We start from the raw sequence: 22,253 nt of genomic DNA on the forward strand, positions 1-22,253 counted from the left end.
GTGACACAGCAGCTCTCGCTCGCAGGCACCACGGTCGACCCGCCCGTGGTGCTGGCACCCATGGCCGGGATCACGAACCTCCCGTTCCGCAAGCTCTGCAGAGAGCAGGGGGCGGGCATCTACGTGTGCGAGATGATCACGACGGTGGCGCTCACCGAGCGCAACCCGAAGACGATGCGGCTGATCGAGTTCGATCCCGAGGAGCAGACCCGCAGCCTGCAGCTGTACGGCGTCGACCCGGCCGGGATGCGCAAGGCCGTGCAGATGGTCGCCGATGAAGACCTCGCCGACCACATCGACCTGAACTTCGGCTGCCCGGTGCCGAAGGTCACCCGCCGCGGCGGCGGTTCGGCACTGCCGTGGAAGCGGCGGCTGTTCCGCGAGATCGTGACCGCCGCGGTCGACGCCGCCGGGAGCATCCCGGTCACCGTGAAGATGCGCAAGGGCATCGACGACGACCACCTCACCTACCTCGAAGCGGGGAAGATCGCCCAGGACGCGGGCGTCGCATGGGTGGCGCTGCACGGGCGCACCGCCGCAGAGCGGTACTCCGGCACCGCCGACTGGGACGCGATCACCCGGCTGAAAGAGCACCTGGACCTGCCGGTGCTCGGCAACGGCGACATCTGGGAGGCCGACGACGCGCTGCGCATGGTCGAGCAAACGGGCTGCGACGGCGTCGTGGTCGGCCGGGGGTGCCTGGGCAGGCCGTGGCTCTTCGGGGACCTCGAAGCGGCCTTCAGGGGCCGGGAACAGCGCATCATGCCCCAGCTCGGCGAGGTCGCGAAGGTCATGTACCGGCACGCGGAGCTGCTGGTCGAGTGGATCGCGGGCGCCGAGTCGTACGAGGCGCGGCGGAACATCGCCGCCGAGGAGCACGGCTGCCGCGAGTTCCGCAAGCACGTGGCCTGGTACCTCAAGGGCTTCCCGGTCGGCGGCGACATGCGCCGGGCCCTCTCGATGGTCTCCCACCTCAACGAGCTCGAAGACCTCCTGGGCAAGCTCGAGGCGGACGCGCCGTTCCCCGAGTCGACCATCGGCAAGCCGCGCGGGCGCACCAACAGCCCCGGCAAGGTGACCCTGCCGGAGGGCTGGCTCGACGACCGGGACGACCTCACGGTCCCCGCGGGCGCCGAGATCGACTCGTCCGGCGGCTGACCCTTCGGGTTCGGCCCGAGGACGGCACGACCTGCTCGGCAGGCGCGGCATACGAGGAAAGGGGAGGCCTCCGGTGCCGGGAGGCCTCCCCTTCGCTCGTGTCCCGCCTTACTCGGCGGGTGCCTTGCCGTACTTCTTGTAGAACTTGGCGACACGGCCCTCGTCGTCCATGACACGGCTCTTGCCGGTCCAGAACGGGTGCGAGGCCGATGAGATCTGGACGTCGATCACCGGGTAGGTCTTGCCGTCCTCCCACTCGACGGTCTCGGCCGAACCGACCGTGGACCGGGTGAGGAAGGCGAAGTCCGCGGCGCGGTCGCGGAAGACGACGTAGTCGTATTTCGGGTGAATACCTTGCTTCATTCCTGGTTCCTCTCCTTGCTTTCGAAACAACCTTCGAAGGGGTCGGGGTATTCCCGCCAGGCGGCGGCGCCTTCGGCCACTTCGTCATCGGTGAGCAGGCAGGCGTCGAGGACGGCCGTGAGCTCGTCGGCCGCGAAGTGGATGCCCACGAACGCCAGCTGGATGCCGCGGTCGCCGAAGTCGGCGTCCCAGTGCAGGTCGGCGTTGACGCGCCGCTCGGGGCTGGACTCCTCCCACTCCTCGTCCGGGGTGGCCGCGAGCCAGCGCCCGAGGTCGCCCATCGAGACGCCGCCGCCGCTGGACTCCCAGGCCACGATCGTGTCGGGCTGCCCGGCGAGCCACAGATGGCCGCGCCCGCGGAGAGTGCGGCCGGCGAGCGCGGGAAGGGCCTGGTGGAAGCGCTCGGGGTGGAAGGGGCGCCGGGCGCGGTAGACGGAGGCGACGACGCCGCAGTCGGGTTCGGGCTCGTGGCAGCCGACGGCGTAGCCCTCGAGGCCGCGGCCGTGCGGTTCGGGCGCTTCGGGGTCGAAGCGCCCGCTGCGGCGGATGCGGGCTGAGAGCCAGGCCGGTTCAGGGAGGTCCAGCACGAGGTGGCGGGCCCAGGGGTTGAGGCGCTGGAGCAGGACGGACAGGCGGGTGTGCTCGTAGTCGAGGTCCGAGTCCGGGGCCCAGAGGAGGACGGTGTCGGCGAACTCGATCTGGCGGGCGGCGACCTCGGAGACGGACCGGGTGTCGTCGTCGGCGGCCTGGAGGCTGCGGTCGGCGAGGTCCTGGTCGGAGTCGAGGGTCTCGAGGAGGCTGCCGGGGTCGCAGACGGCGACGACGGAGTCGATGCGGATCGCGTCGGAGACGGGCGCGCCGTCGACGTCGCACCAGCCGCAGGCGGTGGTGACGGCCTCGGGCTCCATGGAGGGCGGGAGCACGAGGGCGAGGTCGGCGGCGGGCCGGGAGCGGGCGAGGCGCACGAGGGCCGGGAGGAGGTCTTCGCGGATGGTGCAGTTGATGCAGCCGTGCTCGAGGGTCACGCGCTCGTCCTCGATGGGGCCGCGCCCGTCGTGCACGAGGCGGCGGACGGTGCCGCTGTCGAGGAGTTCGGCGAGGTCGTAGGTGACGACGAGGAGGCTCGGGTCGGCGAGGGTGAGCAGGTCGGCGGCCTCGCGGGTCGCCTTGGGGGCGAAGCCGGTCAGGAGTGTCAGCGCCGGCCGGAGGTCGGCCGGTGACACAGAGGAACCGGGTTGGGCGAGCTGGCTCATGAGGCCTCCGATCTATTTGAAAACGATTGTCATTATACTATTGTTCGCGAGAGGAGGACGACAGTGTCCAGAACATGCGAGGTGACCGGCGCCGGCCCCGGCTTCGGCAACAACGTGCCGTGGTCGAAGAAGAAGACCAGGCGCAAGTGGAACGTCAACCTGCAGAGCAAGCGGTACTACCTGCCCAGCGAAGGCCGGCACGTGCGGCTTCGGGTGTCCGCCAAGGGCATCAAGGTGATCGACCGCGACGGGATCGAGTCCGTCGTGGCGCGGCTGCGCGCGGAAGGGAGGAAGGTCTGAGATGGCGAGCAAGAGCACCGATGTGCGGCCCGTGATCAAGCTGCGGTCGACCGCGGGGACCGGCTACACGTACGTGACCCGCAAGAACCGCCGCAACGACCCGGACCGCATGGTCCTGAAGAAGTACGACCCGGTCGTGCGCAAGCACGTCGAGTTCCGGGAGGAACGCTAGTGACGACCCGGAACCGTGCAGCGCAGCCGGGAGGAACGCTAGTGACGACCCGGAACCGTGGAGCGCAGCCGGGAGGAACGCTAGTGACGACCCGCCAGAAGCGCAGTAGAGAGGACCGCTAGATGGCCAAGAAGAGCATGATCGCCAGGCAGCGGCAGCGGGAGGTGCTCGTCGAGCGCTACCGCGAGCAGCGTGCCGAGCTCAAGCGGCTCGTCGCGCACCCGGGCACCGACCCCGAGGTCCGCGCGGCGGCCGTGGTGAAGCTCCAGAAGCTGCCGCGGGACTCCTCGGCGACGCGGCTGCGCAACCGCGACGTCGTGGACGGGCGCCCGCGCGGGTTCAACCGGAGGTTCGGACTGTCGCGTGTCCGACTCAGGGAGATGGCCCATCGCGGCGAATTGCCCGGTGTGCGAAAAGCGTCCTGGTAGTAATTCCCCACACATCGGTCAAACGCCGCACCAGGTCGGCGCCCTCTTGCGACTCCATGGAATGAAAGCGTTATACGACCGTCGCAAGGGGGCGCTAGTGTGGGCATTGCGAGTGCGCTGTGAGACTGCTCTCAAGCCCGGAACCGTGTGAGCTCCTCCTGCGTTTGACTCGATGAACGAAGGAGCGAAACTGCGATGGCCCAGCAATTGGAGACCGCCCCGGCGACGACGCCCGAAAGGGCCGACGAGCCCAACCCGCTCGCCGCGACCGCCGCCGACGACGTGCCCGCCAGCCCCGCCGCCCTGTGGGCGTCGGAGAGCCGTGCGAACTACTCCATCACCCACACCGACCAGGCCGAGCACGCCTGGATCGACTGCGGCTGCGTCATCCACAGCGAATAGCGCGAAGGCCCCTAACCCTCCACCTCGATGAGCGAGCGGCAGCGGTCCTCGAACATCTCGTACCCGGCGTCGATCGAGAAGCCGGCTTCGAAGTCGAACGCCGCGTACAGCCCGTTCACCCAGATGGGGCAGGCCACCAGCGCCGTGCGCGTCTGGCCGTCCTCGGTGATCTCGACCTGCGCCCGGGCCTCGCCCGGCAGTGACGACTCGAGGCCGAAGCCCGCGCCGTGCTCGTACCAGAGCCGCTCGGAGCGCACCTCGGGATAGGCCGTGACCTCCCACCGGGCGCCGGGCGCGAGCGCGACGTCGCGCGCGGGGTCCTCGGGGAACTTGAACGGGCAGCCCTCCACCGTCGGGTCGGCGGTACAGCCGTCGTAGAACTCGCGCAGGGCCTCGTTCACCGCGTCCTCGCCCTCCTGGGAGACCACCACCCACGGCGAGGGCATCCATTCATCGAGGACGCCGCTCTCGATCTGGAGGAACTTGCTCCCGAGCACCAGCATCGACCCGCCGTCTTCGAACTCCATGGTGGACGGCATATCCGGGTAGAACTCGTAGTACCCGGGCAGGAGCAGGACGTACGTCGGCCCCTCCTGGAGGTCGAGCTCGAGCCTGACGCCGTTCAGGTCGAGGTAGTCGAAGGTCCCGTACGCCTCGTGCTCGATCATGGCGCCCTTGATCTCGGCCTCGCCGCGGTCGATGGCCACCTGGTACCGGTGACCGACCAGGGAGTCCCCCGGGCCCTCGATCTCGGCGTAGACCTCGGCCGCCGCCCGGCCGTCGCCGAGGTCGGTGTACGCGACCTGGGCGACCTTCGTGATCTTCCAACGCGCGTCGAGCGCCTCGGGCACCAGGTACTCGCCCTCGGCGTCCTTCTGGTCGGTGAAGGCGAGCGCGGCCTCCACATCGCGGTCGTGGACCGCTTCGAGGAATCCGGTGACAGTGGACTCGGCGAGCGGCCGGTGCAGCGGGGACCACTTCACGACGGTCACCACCGCGGCGGCCAGCGCGATCGCGATGGCCGCGTACGCCAAGGCGGCGTTGGGTATCCGCAGAAAACGGCGGGGCGGCGAGGGGGCGGGTTCGGGGGCCGGGGCGGCTTCGCCGACGGCGCCCAGATCGATCATGTGCTCCTCGCCCCACCGCTGCGGAGAGGCGGATTCCGACACGCTCGCTCCCGTGGCTCGACTGCTACCGTTGCTGTGGAAAGTGTAGCGGCCTCGACAAGGAACCCCATGCCCTCGAACCGGTGGCCCAGGCGCCTCGCGCGCGCGTCGCGGGATCTCGCGACCCACGCCCATATGCGGGCGGAACTCTTGCCGAGCCTGCCGTTCGTGATCGCGCTCGTCGTCGCGGTGGTGGCGCTCGCGGTGGCGGTGGAGCACCGCCCGGGAACGGACGCGGCGGTCGCCAATGTCGAGGAGCAGACCTCGCTGGACCCCGAGGAGTACACCGACGAGGGGATGCTCATCGAGGAGCAGGTCGAGCTCGAGATCGTCGAGCACGGCTTCAGCAAGATCACCGACCAGGACGGCGAGGAGCGCGTACTCGTCGCCGTGGTGGTCCGCAATCCGCACGACGGGGAGCTGGTGCCCGGGTCGCTGACGATCCGGACCGAGACCAAGCGCGGCTACCCGGTCGACCTGGACACGATGTACCTCGGTTCCGTCCCGCCGCGTTCGACGGCCGCGGTCGGCTACGTGATGGCCGTCGACGTCTCCGGTGTCGAGGTCGAGGACCTGACGCTGGAGCGTGAGGAGCCCACGGTCCTCTACCCTCCGGACGCCTTGGAGGACATGGAGTGGTTCGAGACGGCGGCGCTGCCGGCGTTCTCGTTCACCGAGCTCGAGCCGATGGCGAGTCCGGACGGGTACCGGGTGCACTTCCGCGCCGAGACCGCCGAGGAGACGGACGCGCAGATCGCGGTGCTGTTCCGCGACGGCGACGGGAAGCTGCTCGGGGGCCTTCCCGCCGACAGCGACTCGGAGTTCTACACGGGGGCGTTCCGGACCTTCCCCGAAGGCGTTTCGGACCAGTACGTCGACGTGACCGCGGCGTGGATACCCGAAGGGGCCGACCTCGATCGGATCGAGATCGGCCCCAGCAGGTACTGACGTTCTACAGGCGCTCGAGCAGGAACCGCTCGACCTGGTCGATGGCGACGCGCTCCTGCTGCATCGTGTCGCGGTCGCGGATCGTCACGGCCTGGTCTTCGAGGGTGTCGAAGTCGACGGTGATGCAGTACGGCGTGCCGATCTCGTCGGCGCGGCGGTAGCGGCGGCCGATCGCGCCGGCGTCGTCGAAGTCGACGTTCCAGCGCTTGCGCAGGGTCGCGGCCAGGTCCTTCGCCTTCGGCGAGAGGTCCTCGTTGCGGCTCAGCGGCAGCACCGCGGCCTTGACCGGCGCCAGGCGCGGGTCGAAGCGGAGCACGGTGCGCTTGTCGACGCCGCCCTTGGTGTTCGGGGCCTCGTCCACGTCGTAGGCCTCGATGAGGAAGGCCAGCACCGAGCGGGTCAGGCCCGCCGCGGGCTCGATCACGTACGGGGTCCAGCGCTCGCCCTTGGCCTGGTCGAAGTACGACAGGTCGGCGCCCGAGTGCTTCGAGTGGGTCGAGAGGTCGAAGTCGGTGCGGTTGGCGATGCCCTCGAGCTCGCCGAACTCGCTGCCGGCGAAGTTGAACTTGTACTCGATGTCGACGGTGCGCTTGGAGTAGTGGGAGAGCTTGTCCTTCGGGTGCTCGTAGCGCCGCAGGTTCTCTTCCTTGAGGCCGAGGTCGACGTACCAGTCCCAGCGGGTCTGCAGCCAGTACTCGTGCCATTCCTCGTCGGTGCCCGGCTCGACGAAGAACTCCATCTCCATCTGCTCGAACTCGCGGGTGCGGAAGATGAAGTTGCCCGGCGTGATCTCGTTGCGGAAGGACTTGCCGGTCTGCGCGATGCCGAACGGGGGCTTGCGGCGGGACGCGGTCATGACGTTCGTGAAGTTCACGAAGATGCCCTGGGCGGTCTCGGGGCGCAGGTAGTGCGTGTTCTCGGTGTCCTCGGTGGCGCCGAGGAAGGTCTTCATCATGCCGTTGAACATGCGCGGCTCGGTGAAGGAGCCGCGGGCGCCGCAGTGCGGGCAGGTGAGGTCGGCGAGGCCGTTCTCGGGCTCGCGGCCGTCGTGCTTCTCCTGGTAGGCCTCGATGAGGTGGTCCGCGCGGTAGCGCTTGTGGCAGGACTGGCACTCGGTGAGCGGGTCCGTGAACTCCTCGAGGTGGCCGGAGGCGACCCACACCTGGGGGTTGAGGACGACGGCGGAGTCGAGGCCGACCACGTCGTCGCGCTCGCGCACCATCGCGTTCCACCACTCGCGGCGGATGTTCTCCTTCAGCTCCACGCCGAGCGGGCCGTAGTCCCAAGCGGAGCGGGTGCCTCCGTAGATCTCGGAACTGGGGAAGACGAAGCCGCGGCGTTTGGACAGGCTGATGAGCGCTTCGGTGCGATCTTGGGACACGATGATTCCTCTCGATCCGGCTGGCGGTCGGTGAGACTGCGGATGATTGCTCTCGGTTGAGATCCTCTGGACAGACTGCCCAGGCGGCGGATACTCGGTCAACCCAGTTTCGATGCTGTGTGGTCGCCCGAGACGCACGTCAAGTACGGTCCGCCAGTGAGCAAGCGTACCTCGCAGCGGACCCCGGACACGCCGCGGCCCGCTCGGCGGGTCACGGCCTCACAGCGCCCCGCTCACGCCTCCGCCCCGCCTTGCCGCAGGTCCGCCAGGTGCCCCTCGAAACCCTCCCTGGCCTCGGCGGACTCCGGTGCAGTGAGCCATGTCAGGGCGTCCTCCCCCACCTCGATCGCGCCCTGCGCGTCGCCGAGCTCCGCGAGCAGCCACATGGTCTGGTGCGCGGTCAGGCTCGCCCGCTCCAGCAGCAGCGGGCCCTCCCGGAACACGGCCAGCGCGCGGCGCTGCAGGTCGAGCACCGGTTCGGCCTCGTCGCGGTGCAGGCCCTGCTCGCCGGCCTGGCTCTCCAGGAACTGGAAGGTCAGCTGGGCGTGCTGGCGGTAGGTCTCGCCGAGTTCGAAGCGGGCGGCCTCGCGGAGCGTCTCGGGCGCTTCGGGATCGGCGCGCACGGTGTGGAGGCGGGCGGCGATCTGCGCCATCGTCTGGAGCCCTTCCCCGAACGCGCTGTCGCCGAGGGTGGTGCGCAGGAGCCAGGCGCGGGAGCGGCTGACGCGGGTCCAGCAGGCGAGGTCGCCGACGGCGTCGGCCGCCTCGATCGCCCGGGTGTAGACCTCGAGGGCGTGGTCGTGCTCGCCGAGCTTCTGGAGCAGCTCACCGGTGAGGAACAGCGTGTCGGCGTACAGGTTGACGAGGTAGTCCTCCTCGGCGGACTCCATGAGCGCGAGGGCCGCCAGGCCGTGCTCGACGCCTTGGCGGGTGTCTCCTTGGCGGTCGTAGGACTCGGCGAGGTTGAAGCGCACGTTGCAGATCCGCCACAGCTCCTGGGGCGGGAGGTCTTCGAGGGCGGCCTCCAGGAGCGGGACGGCCTCGGCGCGGCGGTCGAGCTCGACGAGGGCCACGCCCATGAGGTGGCGGGCGACGGCGGCCGGGACGGCCATGCCGACCGCGTCGCAGTGGACGGAGGCGGCCAGCGCGTGCTCGTAGGTGGCGTCGTGGTCGGCGGCGCGCATGGTGAACTCCGCCGCCTGGAGGTGGAGCTTCGCGGCGACGGTGTGGGAGGGCTCGCCGCCGAGCGCGGCCAGGCCTTCACGGCAGATGGCAAGGGCCGCTTCGAAGTCGCCGGTGATGCCGACCTGGTCGGCGAGGTCGGCGCTGGCGCGGGCGACGGCCCAGCCGGCGCCGGCGGCGCGGGCCAGCTCGATCTGGGCCGCGAGGAGCGCGGTCTTCGCGGCCGGGTCGGATTCGAGGCGGGCGCGCAGGTCGAGGAGGTCGCAGCGGCGGATGAGCGCGTAGCGCCGGTCGGGGAAGGCCGCGAGTTCGCCTTCGAGCGCGCGGGCGCGCTCGTCGAGGTCGGCGGGGAGCAGGTCGGGCCTGGCGGTGGAGGCGAGGTATTCGGCGCGCATGGCGAGGACCTGGCCGGTGTGGAAGCTCCGGTCGTCGATGCGCTGCTCGGCGCGCAGCGCGCGGGCGGTGGCGGTGATGCGGGCGGCGCCGTCGCCGATGGCCTCGGGCTCGGTCTCGGAGCGGTGGATGAGGAGGAAGGACTCGGCGACGAGGGCGCGGCCGGGCTGGCCCGCGATGCCGAACAGCTCGATGGCGCGGGTGAGCCCGGAGGCGACGAGCTCGGGTTCGTCGGACTGGGCCGATTCGGCGTGGGCGATCTCGGCGCGGTGCTCGGGGATGAGCTCGATGCCGAGCGCGTCGGCGAGGGCGCCGACGCGGAGCCAGGCCTTCCACGTGTCGGGCGAGCAGTCGTCGTATGCGGCGTAGGCGGCGTCGATGGCCGCGTCGAGGTCGGGGCCCTGGACCTGCTCGGGGACGAGCACCGGCGCGGCGGCCTTGGGCTTGGGCTCCTTGAGGCCCAGGTGGACCGGCTTGTCGTAGGGCGTGGACTCGATGACGCAGGCGGACATCCGGGAGTGGTGGTCGTTGCCGTTGCGGGCGTCGAAGCGCGCGCAGATCGCCGCCCGCTCGGCCTCGGCCCAGTCCTGGAGGGCGGCCGCGGTCCATTCGGTGCCGGCGGGTCCGGGCATCGCGGTGTCGGCGAAGCCGAGGGCGGCGAGGCGCCGGCAGGTGAGGACGGTGACCTCCATGAGGCGCTGGCGGTCGCGCACGCCCAGGTCGAGGTCGTAGAAGCGGGCGTGGTCGGCGAGGATCTCGACGGCGCGGTGCTCGTTGCCGGTGAGGGCGCAGAACTCGACGTGGAGGGCCCACATGTGCACCATGTCCTCCTTGCCCTTGCACATCGGGTAGCCGCGCAGGTGGTTGCCGCGGGCCTCGTCGATGCGGCCGAGCTCGACCAGGGGCAGGAGGGAGAGCGCGAGCCCGTAGTGGGGTTCGTGGGCGCAGGTCTGCTCGCCGGAGAGGACCGGTTCGAGCATCTCCATCGCGGCGTCGGCGGAGTCCTCCTCGGCGTAGAACACGATGGTGGCCAGGGAGGTGTACTGGCAGGCGGTGCAGTCGGACATCTCGTCCTCCTCGGCCTCGCCGAGGGCTTCGATGGCGGCGGCGACCCGGTCGTAGTCGCCCACGTGGTAGGCCAGCTGCATCTCGTAGGCGGCCGGGGCGTGCATGGAGTAGCCGGCCTCCCGGTACCGGCGGCGCATCTCCTCGAGCCAGTGCTCGATGGATTCGAGCGGCACGTCGGGCTGCTCGATCATCGTGTCGACGATCCACTTGAACGTCCAGTACAGGGAGCGCGTCAGGTAGGCGTCGAAGTGCTCGGGCTGGGAGTCGAAGTTGCGCAGGAGCCGGGCGAAGGGGACGAGGAGGCGGGTGGAGTCGCGGGAGAACTCGTAGGCGTCGACCAGGCCGTTGAGGGCGTAGTTCTGCAGTTCGGGGTCGCCGACGGCGTCGGCGGCCTCGACCGCTCGCTCGAGGGCCGCGACCTTCGCCTCGCTGGCCTCTTCGAAGCGGGCCTCGTTGAGCAGTCGCCAGATCTCGTCGGGGTCGGGAGTGGCCATACCAGTCCTTAACTGTCCTATGTGAGGAGTGAGCCGCGGGTTCGCGATGGGGACGGCTCAGTCCTGGGTGATGTGTTCCAGCAGGTTCATGAAGGAACGGTTGAGGAGCGCGGTGTCGGCGCTGCGAAGCGGCCGGTGGCTCATCAGGAGCGCCTGGCCGTACAGGGACTCGACCGCGGTGCCCGCGAGCTGGGGGTCGTCGATGGCGCTGATGCGGCGGACGGTGGGGTTGCGGTGGTTGAGGACGAGCTGGGCGCGCGGCGCGTGCTGCTTGATGGAGGCGAGGATGCCGCCCCAGAGGTCGTCGGCCTCGGCTTCCGCTTCGGCCCGCTGGCGTTCGCGGCGGGACTCGCGGTCGTCGAGGAGCAGGGCGGGCACGGAGACGGGGTTGAACTCGCGCACGACCACGTCGACGTCGACGGAGTCGAGGCGGGCGCGGGCGGCGTTGAGGAAGGGGCGCAGCGCGAGTTCGGTGCCGGTGTCGACGGGGTCGAGGCTCGCCGAGATGACCCCGGGCTGGAGGTGCTCGACCTTGACCTGCGGGTCGAGGCGCGGCAGGGCCTGCACGAGCTCCGCGTCGTAGGTGTAGCCGCCGTTGACGACGCCGATGCCCTGCGCGGCGGCGATCGGGGCGACCTGCCGGTACTCGTCCACACTGGAGGCCAGGTAGATCGGCTGGTGGGTGCGGGCGAACTCGGGGAGGTTGGTGTGCCCGGCGGTGGTCTCGAACCGCAGCCACGGCAGCATCGCCGCGAGCAGCTCGGCGTCGTGCCGGGCGAGGGCCTTCACGCCCAGCTCGTGCACGGCGAGGAAGGACTCGAGGCGGTGGGGGTCCTCGGCGGCGAGGCGGGAGATCCACTCGCGGATCTGCGCGCCGATCGCGTCCCGGGCGACCGCGAGCGCCTCGTCGTCGTAGAGCGACTCGCGGGAGGCCGTGGGGCGCAGCGCATCGGTGTCGATCACGCATCGGACGAAGAACGCCCACTCGGGGACCAGGTTGTCCGCGGTGCTGGTCAGGAGCATCCGCTTGAGGTGCACGCGGTGCGCCGGGCGGGTCGAAGGAGAGGTGGCGTGCGGGAGGACGTACGCGACGCCCTTGATGCCGGCGAGCGGCACGTCGAGGTCGATCACGTCGAGCGGCGGGAAGCCCAGCACCTGCTCGCAGTAGGTGTTCAGGGCGAGGCGGCGGGCCGTCGGGGTCGGATGTTCCCGTTCCCACAGCGGCGGCGTCTCGGAGACGTCGACCGGCGTGCCGCCGTCGGAGACGGTGATCCGCACCGGCAGCAGCGATCCGTACTCGCGGGCGAGGTCGGCGACCCGCTTGGGCTGCAGCCAGTCCTCACCGCGGCGGGCCTCCAGTTCCACCGTGGTGCCGGGCTCGGGGTGATCGCCGGGCGGCACCTCCGTCACGGTGTAGGAGCCGTCGTCGCGGGCGGTCCAGCGGACCGGCTGCGCGGCCGGGTCCTTCGCCGAACGCGAGGTCACGGTGATGACCGAGGCCACGGTGAAGCACGCGAGCAGGCCGATGCCGAACTGGCCCAGGAAGTCCCGGCGGGCGCCCTCGATCTCCTCGTCCCGCTTGGAGGAGCCGCCGATCGTCGCGAGCAGTTTGTGGACCTCCTCGAGGGTCAGTCCCACACCCGGATCGGTGATCCGCAGCCGCCTGCCGTCGGCGACGATCGCGACATGCTGCGACCCGGGTTCGAAACCCGGGTCGGCCTGGGCGCGGGCGGTGATCGCGTCGACCGCGTTCTGCAGCAGCTCGCGCACATAGACCTTCGGGGAGGAGTACAGGTGGTGGGACAAGAGGTCCACCAGGCCGCGCAGGTCCACTTGGAAGGTATGGGAAGTGGGCGTTGTCTCAACCACAGCGCGTCCTGCTTCACTCGGAGGTCGTTCGGCGTCAGTCAGACTAGCAAACCGCCGCATCGCGGGAACGCGTGAAAAGGACCCTCGGGACGAACGGGGACGCGGAGCGCTTGCGCCCCTTCGCACCTGCCCGAACCACCGCGAACCGGCGCGCACCGCCCGATTGGGCACCGCCCGAACGGGTGAGGTCCGGTAAGGTGACCGCTACCGAAGCCCCAGTAGCCAAGAGGAACACGCCCCGCATGACGATGCCGCCCCCGCCCCCGGACCGGATGCACCTCCAGTACCAGCCCGCCCCGCCGCCACCGCCGGGACCGCAGCAGATGGGCCCCGGCGGCGCGTACGGCCCGGCGCAGTACGCCCCCGACCAGCCCATACCCGGGCAGATGCCCGTCGGCTTGTCGATGAGCAAGCCCGGCACGATCACCGGCATCCAGGTGATCCTCTATGTCTTCCTGGCCGTGAGCGCGGTCGGGAACGTTCTCTCGATCATGAGCATGGTCGAGTTCTTCAACCCGTTCAGCCTCATCGGACTCGCGTTCGCCGTGTACTCGGCCATCCAGTCGCTCGCCAGCGGCGTGCAGATCTCGCGCGGCAAGCGCTGGGCGTGGATCTGGTCGCTCGTCAGCGCGATCCTGGGTCTCGCTCTGGCCTGCACCGGGATTGTCTACGGGACCATCTTCTGGGACACCGGCGGCGACGTCATGCTCCTGATCACCTGCCCGCTCGCCGCCCTCTACGGAACGCTCCTCATCCTGCTCTGCACCAAGTCCGCACGGCAGTGGATCCTCATGCACCGCATCCAGAGAGGTGAGGTGCAGGCGCCCGGCATGGGCATGGGCGGGATGCCCGGCACGGCACCGATGGGCATGGGTCAGCAGGGACCGGCAGCGCCGCAGCGCCCGGACACCAAGCCCGGTGGCGTCACGTTCACCATCGTGGTGCTCGGCCTGCTGATCGCCTTGGGCGTGTGGACGATCTACGGCGCCGTTCGGCTCCAGCTGGCCCTCAGCGGCTCGATGGTCCTGGCCGAGAACGACCCGGCGTGGTTCAACGGCTCCAGGCTGCCGCTCATGGCGGGAATCGCGGCATTCCTCGTGTTGGTGAACGCGTTGATCTCGGCGATCGGACTGCATCGCGGGAAGTTCGGCGCACGCGTCTACACGCTCATCTGGACCCCCGTCCTCATCCTCGCGGCCGGGTTCGTCGCGGTGAGCAACCTGCGCGAGTTCCTCGTCTTCGCAGACATCATGCCGCCGCCGATGCGCACGTCGTGGACCGTGACCCTCGCCCGCGACATCGCCGTTGCCGCATTGGTCCTCACTGTCTTCATCGCGGTCCTGACGCCCGGTGTCAAGGCGTGGACGCCCGGCAAGCCCGCGACCGCGCTGATCATGGTGGTCCCCATGGGACAGCCGCAGGGCGGCCACCCGCAGCAGACACACCCGGGCTATCCCCAGCAGCAGCAGCAACCGCCTTACCCGCCGCAGTACTGACGCCCGAGGCAGGCATGTCCTACAACCAGCTCCCGCCGCCCCCGCCCGACCGCGTCGGGATGCAGCCCGGCGGGCCTTACGGCGGGCCGCAGCTCGCCGGGCCCGGCGGCGCGTACGGCCCCATCGAGTCCCCGATCGGCCAACCGGTCCCCGGCCGGCTGCCGCCGCCGGAGATGACGATGGCGAAGCCCCGCAGCATCCTCGGCATCCAGGTGATCCTGTGGATCCTCGCGGCCGTCGCCGCGGTCGGCGACCTGTTCTCGGTCATGAACGCGATCGAGTACGAGAACCCGCTTGCCCTCATCGGCCTGGCCTTCGCCGTGTACTCCACGATCCAGTCGATGATCACTCCCGTCCAGATCACCCGCGGCAAGCGCTGGGCGTGGATCTGGGCGCTCGTGAGCGCCGTCCTCGGTCTCGCCATCGCCGCCTTCGCGATCGTGTTCGGGTTGAGCGTCATCGAGCTGACGCCGCTGCCGGTCCTCATCGGCGTGGTGCTCGGCGGTCTCTATGGCACCCTCACCGTCCTGCTCGGCTCGAAGTCGGCGCGCGGCTGGATCCTCATGCACCGCATCGAACGCGGCGAGGTCCGGTCGATCGGCTTCCCGGCCCCGGGCGCGCGGGGCGTGCTCGTGGAGCTCGAACCCGAACGCCCCGAGACGAAACCGGGCTCGGTCACCTTCGTGCAGCTCGCGCTGTGGTTCCTCGCGCTGCTGGCGCTGACCTGGGTCTGGGTCGGCCTGCGGTTCGCACAGTTGGACTTCGAAGACGGCCTCGACAGCTGGGAGAGCGCGTCGAGCCCGTTCGACCACTTCATGGACTCCGACCTCATGCTCCTCGGCGTGACCGGCGTGGTCGGGTTCGCCGTCCTCGGGACGCTGGCGATCATCTCGGCGGTCGGCCTGCAGCGCGGACGCTTCTGGGCGCGCGTCTTCACCCCGGTCTGGGTCGGCCTCGCCACCGTCGCGGGTGCGATGTGGGTGCTCGCGACGAGCGTCAACGCGACGGAATCCGGCTCGGATGCGTTCACGGTGTACATCGTCGCGACCGCCGCCGGGGGCGTCTTCACCGTGCTCGCGGTGCTCGCCTTCATCATGGTGTTCCTGCGCGGCGTCCGCTCCTGGACGCCAGGGCGGCAGACCGTCGTCTCATACGAGCCCGGGGCGCAGGGGCGATCGCTGCCGGGCCAGCCGCCGACCGGACCGGCCCCACCCGGGCACCCGCAGCAGGGATACCAAGCGCCGCAAGGCTATCCGCAGCAGCAGCACCAGGCCCCGCAGCAGCCCGGTCCGTACGCCCAGCAGCCGCAGCCGGGGCATCAGCCGCCTCAGCGGCAGTATCCGCCGCAGCAGCCGCCCTACGGGGGCGGGTACTAGACCGTCACCGATCTCCAGCCGCACACGCTGGTGCTGAGGCTCTCGGAGGTCTGCTCGATGGCGATGGTCAGCTCGATCGCGGAGCCGTCGGCGAACTCGACCGTGACGTTGCCGGTGCTGGGGTTCATGTCCTGGACCTCGGCGCCCTCGGCGTCCCAGCCCTCCCACTCGTCCGTGTAGTCCCCGACCGGGCGCTCGCGGTAGGAGTCGCAGAGCATCGCGTAGGCGGTGTCCCAGTCGTCCTCGGCGATCGCGCCGACGAAGTCCTCGGCGGTGCCCTCGACCTTTTCGGTGACCGAGTTCATGAAGACAAAGACGGCGAACACGACGGCGACGGCGACGATGATGACGGCCAGCGCGCTGCCGGCGATGCCGAAGCCGAGCTTCGCGCCGAAGAACCGGGAGTGCCCGGTCGGCGGGGCCGCGAACGGGACCGGCACGCCGGTGGGCGGCGGCGGGCTCGACGGCACCGGCGGAGGCTCGACCTCTTTGGTGGTGGGGGGAAGCGCGAGCGTCGCTTCGGTCTCGGCCATGAGCGCGACGGGCGCGCCCTGGTCGGGCGACACGTGGTCGGGGACGGAGGGTTCGGGTTCCATCGGGATCGGGGGCGCGCCGGAGTCCGGGGCGATCTGCGCCGGAGCGGAGGGCTCGGCCACCGGTGCGATGGACGTGTGCGGCTCGGCCTGGACCGGCTCGCGCGACTGCGGCGACTCCGGCTCGGGGGCGGGTCCGGCCGTGGACGTGGGCAGCGGCGGCGTGGGTTCCAAGGGGATGGGCTCGATCGGGACCGACACCGGGAGGGGCTCGAGCGGCGAGGCCTGCGCGGCGGCGTCAGGCTCGGGCGACGCTGCTTCGGGCGCGGCCGGTTCCTGCGCAGTCGCGGCGGCAGGGTCCCGTTCGGCTTCCGGTCCGCGGTCCTGTGCGGGCCCTTGGGGGTTCGGTCGGTCGGTCATCGGGAGGCCTCCCGGCGGGCCTCATCGGGGTCGGCCTCGCGGTCCGAACCGGTGCGCTGCGGTTCGCCGCCGGGCGCGCATTCGGCGAGCACCTCGAAGCCGGAGGCCTCGGGCAGGGCGCGGGAGAGGAGCGGGGTGGACATCTTCACCTGAAAGTTGGAAAGCGCCCGGCGGTAGGAGCCGACGTCGCTCCACTCGGTCCAGAGCATCCAGGCGGCGTCCTCCCCGTCGGTGAAGGAGTCGAGCGCGCGGCCCAGGCCGCCGCGTTCGTAGCCCCCGCAGGAGGCCAGCGCCGCGAGCGCGCCCTCGGCATCGCGGGCGAAGGCCTCCGTCTCGCCTTCGGTTACGGCGAAACGATATACAACCAGCACGGCGCCCAGCCTACTTGGAGCACTCGGCGCAGAGGCCGTGGAGTTCGAGCGTGTGCCCGACCTCGGTGAAGCCGTGGTCGGCCGCGACCTTGTTGGCCCAGCGCTCGACGGTGGGCCCGGCGACCTCGACGGTCTTGCCGCACGAGCGGCACACCAGGTGGTGGTGGTGCTCCTCGGCGGAGCAGAGGCGGTAGAGGTGGTCGCCGCCGGGGAGGCGCATGACGTCGACGATGTCGGCCTCGGCGAAGGCCTGGAGGGTCCGGTAGACGGTGGTGAGGCCGATCTTGGACCCGGCTTCGCGGAGGATCGCGTGAAGGTCCTGGGCGGAGCGGAACGCGTCGTCGTGCTCGAGCAGTTCGAGGATGGCGGTCCGCTGCTTGGTGGAGCGGGCCATGTTCTCGGCCGGAGGCTTGGTGGCCACTAGCGTTCCTCTCGGGCGTGGTGGACGGCGTCGGTGACGATGTGCGCGATGTGGTCGTCGATGAGCGAATAGGAGATCTCACGGCCCGACCGGGTGCCGCGCACGATACCCGCTCCCCGGAGCACCCGCAAATGCTGGGAGACGAGCGGCTGGGTGACGCGCAGGGTCTCGACGATCTGGTGCACGTACTTCGGCCCGGCGGCCAGCTCCATGACGATCGCGATCCGCAGCGGCGCGGCGAGGGCTCGCAGGAGCTCCCCTGCCGCTTCGTAGTCGGCTGGGGTGGATTCTTCGGCTAGCTCGGGCTCGTGGCGCACACTGCAAAAATATCGCGTCCCGCGTCCCTTCGCGGGTCCAGGTGGCGCGGGTCCCGCTCCGGTCATGCGTTCGCGGCGGGCAGTTCGACCTCGAGCGGCTCGCCTTCGGGCGGGAGGTGGCCGCGGCGCACGCGCCGGACGCGGCGCACGACGGCGGCCAGGACGGCGGTGACGACGAAGACGGCGACGCCGATGAGCACGATCGTGGAGCCGGGCGGGACGTCCTTCACGGCGGAGGCGAGCACGCCCGCGCCGGCGATGAGGAAGCCGGCGGCCATCGCGGCGAACATGGTGGCCTTGAAGGAGCGCGTGAACTGCTGGACGGTGACGACCGGGATGACGAGGAGGGCGCTGACCAGGAGCAGGCCGACCGCGCGCATCGAGACCGAGACGACCACGGCCGTGGTGATGAGCAGCAGCAGGTTGAGCGCGGCGACGGGCAGGCCGGAGACGCGCGCGTACTGCTCGTCGGCGCAGATCGCGGCGAGCCAGGGCCGGAGCACCAGCATGAGGACGGCGACGACCGTGCCGCCGACGGCGATGGTCCAGACCTCGTCCCAGCCGGCGGTGAGGAGCGAGCCGAACAGGTACTGCTGGAGGTTCGCGACGCCCTTGTCGGAGGCGATGCCGGTGAGGTAGACGCCGCCGGCGATGCCGCCGTAGAACATCATGGCGAGGGCGACGTCGCCGGAGGTCTTGGAGTGGCTGCGGAGGATCTCCATGACGATCGAGGCGGCGACGGTGACCGCGAGGGTCGTCCACATCGGGGCGGTGCCGGTGAGGAAGCCGATGGCGACGCCGGTGAGCGCGATGTGGCCGAGGCCGTCCCCGATGAGCGCGAGGCGCTTCTGGACGAGGAACACGCCGACGGCGGGGGCGCAGAGCCCGACGACGAGCGCGCTGATGAGGGCGCGCTGCATGAACTCGTACTGGAAGTAGTCCAAGAGGCCGAGGTTCATTTGCCGCCCCAGAAGGGTTCGTCGGCGTCGTCGCCGTTGGCGTGCGGGTGGGCGTGCTCGTGGTGGGGGTCGGCGTGCTCGCCGACGGGGCGCGGCGGGGCGCCGTCGTGGACGACCTTGCCGTCGGCGAGGACCACGGCGCGGTCGAGCCGGTCGGTGAGCGGGCCGAGCTCGTGGGTGACGAGGAGGACCGCGCAGCCGGCGTCGATGCGGTCCGAGACGACCCGCGCGAGCGCGGCCTGGGTCTCGGCGTCGACGCCCACGGTCGGCTCGTCCATGATGAGCAGGTCGGGGTCGGTGGCGAGCGCGCGGGCGATGAGGACGCGCTGCTGCTGGCCGCCCGAGAGGGTGTCGACGGAGCAGTGGGCGTGGTCGGCGAGGCCGACTTCGGCGAGGCTGCGGGGCACGGCCTCGCGGTCGGCCCGGCGCGGGGGCATGCCGAGGAACCGGTGGGCGAGGCGGCCCTGGGAGACGACCTCCGCGGCGGTGGAGGGGACGCCGGAGGCGGCGCCGGTGCGCTGGGGCACGTAGCCGATGCGCTGCCATGCGCGGAAGCGCTTCTGAGGGGCGCCGAAGAGCTCGATCGACCCGCCGGCGAGCGGGACGAGCCCGGCGACGGCCTTGATGAGCGTGGACTTCCCGGAGCCGTTGGCGCCCATGAGGGCCACGGCCTCTCCGGGCTCGACGGCGAGGTCCACGCCGCGGACGACGGCGCGACCGCCGTAGGAGACGGTCGCACCGCGGACGTTGAGAACGGGCATTGGGCTAATGCTGCCTTATGCCGCGCCCAGAGCCGCCTGCAACGTGGCCAGGTTCTCGCGCATCACAGTGAAGTAGTCGGCGCCGGCGTCGATCTGCTCCTGGGTGAGGCCTTCGAGCGGGTTGAGGACGGCGGTCTCGGCGCCGGTCTCGGCCGCGAGCGTGTCGGCGATGTCGGGCGACACGAGGGTCTCGAAGAAGATCGTGGTGATGCCGTTGGCCTCGACGTACGCGGCGACCTCGGCCATGTGCTGGGAGTCGGGCTCCTGGTCGGGGCTCAGGCCCGAGATGGCGATCTGGGTGAGGCCGTAGCGGTCGGCGAGGTAGCCGAAGGCGGCGTGGGAGGTGACGATCGCGTCGCTGGTGCGGGAGGCGAGGGCGTCGGTGAACTCGGCGTCGAGCGAGGTCATGTCGGCGTTGAAGGCCTCCGCGCCGGCGGTGTAGTCGGCCTTGTTGGCGTCGTCGATGCCGGCGAGGGCCTCGCCGATCGCGGTGCCGATCTGGCCGTAGCGGATCGGGTCGAGCCAGACGTGCGGGTCGACGCCTTCGGGCGCCTCCTCGTGGTCGTGGCCCTCCTCTTCGCTGTGCTCTTCTTCGGCGGAGGGTTCCTCGGAGGCGGCGGTCGCTTCAGCGTGCTCGTCGGCGTGCTCGTCCTCGGAGTGCTCGCCTTCGGCGTGCTCGTCCTCGGCGTGCGCCTCTTCCTCGATGGCCTGCTGGTAGTCGTACTCGCTGGTGTCGACGGCGGTGAGCACGTCGAGCGACTTGTCGGGGGCGTACTCCTCGACGGCGGCGTCGAGCTCGGGGATGAAGCCCTTGAGGTAGACGACGTAGTCGGCCTCCTCGATCGCGGCGATGTCGGAGGGCGCGAGTTCGAGGTCGTGGGGCTCCTGGCCGGCGGGGGTGAGGTTGGTGACGGCGACGTGGTCGCCGCCGACCTGCTCGGTGGCGTAGGTGAGGGGGTAGAAGGCGGTGACGACGTTGATCTCGCCGTCTGCGGCGGGGTCGTCGGAGCCGGAGCCGCAGGCGGCGAGGGCGGCCGCCGCCGCGAGTCCGGCGGCGGGCACGAGCATCAATCGGGAACGGCGCATGAGTGCACTCTGCCCAGTCATGACAATCATTGTCAACATCTAATATGTGCGCCCGGGACGGGAGCAACGCTCGCGACCAGCGTAAACACTTCGGTACGTACTCGATCGGCGACACGCGCCGATGACCGGCGTCACTGGTATTCGTTGTCGGGGGTCGGGATGTTCGTCATCGACTCGACCTCGATGTACGGCACCAGCTCGCCGTTGATCTCATCCCGGCTCTGGCGGGCCGTGTAGACGCCGACGACCTCGACCCACTGGTCGGGTTCCAGGCTCGCGGGCACATCGCCCTCGAAGCCGATCTTGACCGGCCGCGCGTCCGCCGCGCAGCACGAGACGACCATGCGCGCGAGCTGCGGTTCGTCCCCTTCGTAGAGGATGAAGCCGCGCAGCTGGATGCGGTGGCCCTCGAGGGTCTCGCCTTCGTCGAAGATCGCCCGCGCGGCGTAGTCGAGGAGGGTGAGCGGCACGGGGTCGACGTCGCCCGGCAGCTCGGGGTAGCTCGAGCGGTTCTCCTCGGCGCCGACCACGGTGCCGGTGCGCTCGGCCTCGTAGGAGCCGAGCGCGTCCGGGGCCACGAGCAGCATCCCGACCACAGGGGCCAGCAGCAGCCAGGCGACCTTCGGTTCGCCGTGGCCGTGGCCGTCGTCGGCCTCGTGCTTCCCCCGGAACGCGTTCCAGCCGGTGATCGCGGCGACCGCGATGAGGATGACCCCGGCCGGGACGATGAGCCAGAACGCGTACGGCTTCACATAGTTGAGGTAGTCCCCCGTGGCGGCCAGGCGCAGCATGCCGCCGCCGACCAGGAGCAGGATGACCGCCTGCGCATCGCGTCTCACAGCAGCAGGGCTCCCATCAGGACGGCCGCGAGCACGGCGGCGACGAACGCGGTCGGCGCGAAGCGCAGCGCGAACCGGCGGCCGAAGGTCCCGGCCTGCATCGCCGCGAGCTTCACGTCGATGAACGGGCCCACGACCATGAACGCCAGCTTCGCGGTGGGCGAGAACTGGGTCAGCGAGGCGGCCACGAACGCGTCCGACTCCGAGCAGATCGACACCAGCACCGCCAGGACCGCCAGCGCCAGCACCCCGAGCACAGGGTGGTCGGCGATCGGCTGGAGCCAGGTCTCGGGCACGAGCGTGTTCAGGCTCGCGGCGATGGCCGCGCCGATGACGAGGTAGCCGCCGGCGTGGAGGAAGTCGTGGCGGATCGCCGACCAGAACGCGGCCCACTTCCCGTCCTCGTGGTGGTGGTGCTTGGGCAGCTTGAGCCATTCGGTCTTGCCGAGGCGGGCCCAGAGCCAGCCGATCGTGATCGCGGCGGCGAGGGAGGCGGCGACGCGGGCGAAGACCATCTCGGGGTTGCCGGGGAAGGCCACGATCGTCGAGACGACGACGATCGGGTTGATCGCCGGCGAGGCGAGCATGAAGGTGAACGCGGCGGCGGGGGCGACGCCGCGGCGCACGAGCGCCCCGGCGACCGGTACGGAGGCGCATTCGCAGGCGGGCAGCACGGCCCCGGCGACCCCGGCGACGGGGACGGCGAGGACCGTGCGCTTGGGGACGACCTTGTGGAAGAACCCGGCGGGCACGAACGCCGCGATGGCGGCGGAGAGGACCACGCCGAGGACGAGGAACGGGAAGGCCTGCACGCAGACCGCCACGAACCGGGCGGACCAGGCCTGGGCGGCGGGGGCGGAGAAGATCTTGGTGAGGCCGGGGCGGGCGGTGAGCCCGAAGATGAGCAGGAGCGCGAGGGCCTCGATCGAGGTGAGCCCGCGGCGGCGGCCCGGGGGCGCGGGCACGGGAGTGGCCGATCTCTCGGCGGGGGTCTCGGCCTTGGCGAGTTCGGCGCTCACGCTGCCATTGTGCGGCATGGCCGCAGGTGAACATCGGCCGCCCGACGTGACCCACCAGTACGTGAGGGTTCCGCTTTA

The 22,253-nt window shown here is 70.7% G+C and carries 23 protein-coding genes; 8 read left to right on the forward strand and 15 right to left on the reverse strand.

The genetic code is table 11. The features are described 5' to 3' along the window. Nucleotides 1-1,158 carry a tRNA dihydrouridine synthase DusB gene (gene dusB / locus QWI33_RS03560; protein ID WP_289954944.1) on the forward strand — a complete coding sequence of 386 codons (1,158 nt, stop codon included), beginning with the start codon at nucleotides 1-3 and terminating at the stop codon, nucleotides 1,156-1,158. A 108-nt stretch (nucleotides 1,159-1,266) separates the two neighbouring features. On the opposite strand, the gene QWI33_RS03565 is transcribed toward dusB, so the two are convergent. Next, nucleotides 1,267-1,521, reverse strand: a complete 255-nt coding sequence (locus QWI33_RS03565; RefSeq protein WP_289954946.1) for a type B 50S ribosomal protein L31 — start codon at nucleotides 1,519-1,521, stop codon at nucleotides 1,267-1,269. Next, complete coding sequence (locus QWI33_RS03570) at nucleotides 1,518-2,774, reverse strand: CobW family GTP-binding protein (protein WP_289954947.1); 1,257 nt, start codon at nucleotides 2,772-2,774, stop codon at nucleotides 1,518-1,520. Before QWI33_RS03570 ends, QWI33_RS03565 begins: the two co-directional genes overlap by 4 nt. A 63-nt stretch (nucleotides 2,775-2,837) precedes the next feature. Between QWI33_RS03570 and rpmB the strand changes: the two genes are divergently transcribed. The 4 genes from rpmB (at nucleotide 2,838) to QWI33_RS03590 (ending at nucleotide 4,076) form a co-directional block, all read left to right on the forward strand. Beyond that, entirely contained in the window at nucleotides 2,838-3,074 is a 237-nt protein-coding gene (gene rpmB, locus QWI33_RS03575; RefSeq protein ID WP_289954949.1) for a 50S ribosomal protein L28, read from the forward strand. 1 nt (nucleotide 3,075) lies between these two features. Next, the gene (gene rpmG, locus QWI33_RS03580) at nucleotides 3,076-3,246 is read left to right on the forward strand and encodes a 50S ribosomal protein L33 (RefSeq protein ID WP_289954950.1); all 171 of its coding nucleotides are present in this window, start codon (nucleotides 3,076-3,078) and stop codon (nucleotides 3,244-3,246) included. A gap of 122 nt (nucleotides 3,247-3,368) precedes the next feature. Next, nucleotides 3,369-3,674, forward strand: coding sequence for a 30S ribosomal protein S14 (gene rpsN, locus QWI33_RS03585; RefSeq protein WP_289954952.1), 306 nt, complete (start codon nucleotides 3,369-3,371; stop codon nucleotides 3,672-3,674). Nucleotides 3,675-3,869: 195 nt separating this feature from the next. Beyond that, nucleotides 3,870-4,076, forward strand: coding sequence for a hypothetical protein (locus QWI33_RS03590; protein ID WP_289954955.1), 207 nt, complete (start codon nucleotides 3,870-3,872; stop codon nucleotides 4,074-4,076). Between the two features lie 11 nt (nucleotides 4,077-4,087). Here QWI33_RS03590 and QWI33_RS03595 read toward each other — a convergent pair whose 3' ends face one another. Then, nucleotides 4,088-5,203, reverse strand: coding sequence for a hypothetical protein (locus QWI33_RS03595; protein WP_289954957.1), 1,116 nt, complete (start codon nucleotides 5,201-5,203; stop codon nucleotides 4,088-4,090). Nucleotides 5,204-5,311: 108 nt separating this feature from the next. Between QWI33_RS03595 and QWI33_RS03600 the strand changes: the two genes are divergently transcribed. Beyond that, nucleotides 5,312-6,190: a hypothetical protein gene (locus QWI33_RS03600; protein ID WP_289954959.1), complete on the forward strand. Its 879-nt coding sequence runs from the start codon at nucleotides 5,312-5,314 to the stop codon at nucleotides 6,188-6,190. Nucleotides 6,191-6,194: 4 nt separating this feature from the next. Here the strand turns inward: QWI33_RS03600 and QWI33_RS03605 are convergent, their stop codons facing one another. From QWI33_RS03605 to QWI33_RS03615, 3 genes are all read right to left on the reverse strand, one after another. Beyond that, complete coding sequence (locus QWI33_RS03605) at nucleotides 6,195-7,571, reverse strand: glycine--tRNA ligase (RefSeq protein ID WP_289954960.1); 1,377 nt, start codon at nucleotides 7,569-7,571, stop codon at nucleotides 6,195-6,197. A gap of 233 nt (nucleotides 7,572-7,804) precedes the next feature. Further along, the gene (locus QWI33_RS03610) at nucleotides 7,805-10,708 is read right to left on the reverse strand and encodes a tetratricopeptide repeat protein (RefSeq protein WP_289954962.1); all 2,904 of its coding nucleotides are present in this window, start codon (nucleotides 10,706-10,708) and stop codon (nucleotides 7,805-7,807) included. Between the two features lie 57 nt (nucleotides 10,709-10,765). Next, nucleotides 10,766-12,577: an HSP90 family protein gene (locus QWI33_RS03615; protein ID WP_289954964.1), complete on the reverse strand. Its 1,812-nt coding sequence runs from the start codon at nucleotides 12,575-12,577 to the stop codon at nucleotides 10,766-10,768. A 242-nt stretch (nucleotides 12,578-12,819) separates the two neighbouring features. On the opposite strand from QWI33_RS03615, the gene QWI33_RS03620 reads away from it, so the two are divergent. Then, nucleotides 12,820-14,073 carry a hypothetical protein gene (locus QWI33_RS03620; RefSeq protein WP_289954965.1) on the forward strand — a complete coding sequence of 418 codons (1,254 nt, stop codon included), beginning with the start codon at nucleotides 12,820-12,822 and terminating at the stop codon, nucleotides 14,071-14,073. Nucleotides 14,074-14,087: 14 nt separating this feature from the next. Further along, nucleotides 14,088-15,449: a hypothetical protein gene (locus QWI33_RS03625; protein ID WP_289954967.1), complete on the forward strand. Its 1,362-nt coding sequence runs from the start codon at nucleotides 14,088-14,090 to the stop codon at nucleotides 15,447-15,449. On the opposite strand, the gene QWI33_RS03630 is transcribed toward QWI33_RS03625, so the two are convergent. The 9 genes from QWI33_RS03630 to QWI33_RS03670 form a co-directional block, all read right to left on the reverse strand. Next, the gene (locus QWI33_RS03630) at nucleotides 15,446-16,402 is read right to left on the reverse strand and encodes a hypothetical protein (protein ID WP_289954968.1); all 957 of its coding nucleotides are present in this window, start codon (nucleotides 16,400-16,402) and stop codon (nucleotides 15,446-15,448) included. The genes QWI33_RS03625 and QWI33_RS03630 overlap by 4 nt on opposite strands. After that, nucleotides 16,399-16,773 carry an antibiotic biosynthesis monooxygenase gene (locus tag QWI33_RS03635; RefSeq protein ID WP_289954970.1) on the reverse strand — a complete coding sequence of 125 codons (375 nt, stop codon included), beginning with the start codon at nucleotides 16,771-16,773 and terminating at the stop codon, nucleotides 16,399-16,401. The genes QWI33_RS03630 and QWI33_RS03635 overlap by 4 nt, the downstream gene beginning before the upstream one ends. A 10-nt stretch (nucleotides 16,774-16,783) precedes the next feature. Then, nucleotides 16,784-17,167 (reverse strand): Fur family transcriptional regulator, encoded by a 384-nt coding sequence (locus QWI33_RS03640; RefSeq protein ID WP_353895388.1) that lies wholly within the window; start codon nucleotides 17,165-17,167, stop codon nucleotides 16,784-16,786. Nucleotides 17,168-17,193: 26 nt separating this feature from the next. After that, nucleotides 17,194-17,511 carry an ArsR/SmtB family transcription factor gene (locus tag QWI33_RS03645; RefSeq protein ID WP_289954976.1) on the reverse strand — a complete coding sequence of 106 codons (318 nt, stop codon included), beginning with the start codon at nucleotides 17,509-17,511 and terminating at the stop codon, nucleotides 17,194-17,196. Between the two features lie 62 nt (nucleotides 17,512-17,573). Further along, complete coding sequence (locus QWI33_RS03650) at nucleotides 17,574-18,455, reverse strand: metal ABC transporter permease (protein WP_435367556.1); 882 nt, start codon at nucleotides 18,453-18,455, stop codon at nucleotides 17,574-17,576. 11 nt (nucleotides 18,456-18,466) lie between these two features. Next, nucleotides 18,467-19,231, reverse strand: a complete 765-nt coding sequence (locus tag QWI33_RS03655) for a metal ABC transporter ATP-binding protein (RefSeq protein WP_289954979.1) — start codon at nucleotides 19,229-19,231, stop codon at nucleotides 18,467-18,469. 15 nt (nucleotides 19,232-19,246) lie between these two features. Further along, nucleotides 19,247-20,317: a metal ABC transporter solute-binding protein, Zn/Mn family gene (locus QWI33_RS03660; protein WP_289954981.1), complete on the reverse strand. Its 1,071-nt coding sequence runs from the start codon at nucleotides 20,315-20,317 to the stop codon at nucleotides 19,247-19,249. A gap of 131 nt (nucleotides 20,318-20,448) precedes the next feature. Further along, entirely contained in the window at nucleotides 20,449-21,156 is a 708-nt protein-coding gene (locus QWI33_RS03665; RefSeq protein ID WP_289954983.1) for a TIGR03943 family putative permease subunit, read from the reverse strand. Then, nucleotides 21,153-22,193 (reverse strand): permease, encoded by a 1,041-nt coding sequence (locus QWI33_RS03670; protein ID WP_435367546.1) that lies wholly within the window; start codon nucleotides 22,191-22,193, stop codon nucleotides 21,153-21,155. The genes QWI33_RS03665 and QWI33_RS03670 overlap by 4 nt, the downstream gene beginning before the upstream one ends. Nucleotides 22,194-22,253 lie beyond the last annotated feature (60 nt).

This window comes from Glycomyces tritici (assembly GCF_030403505.1).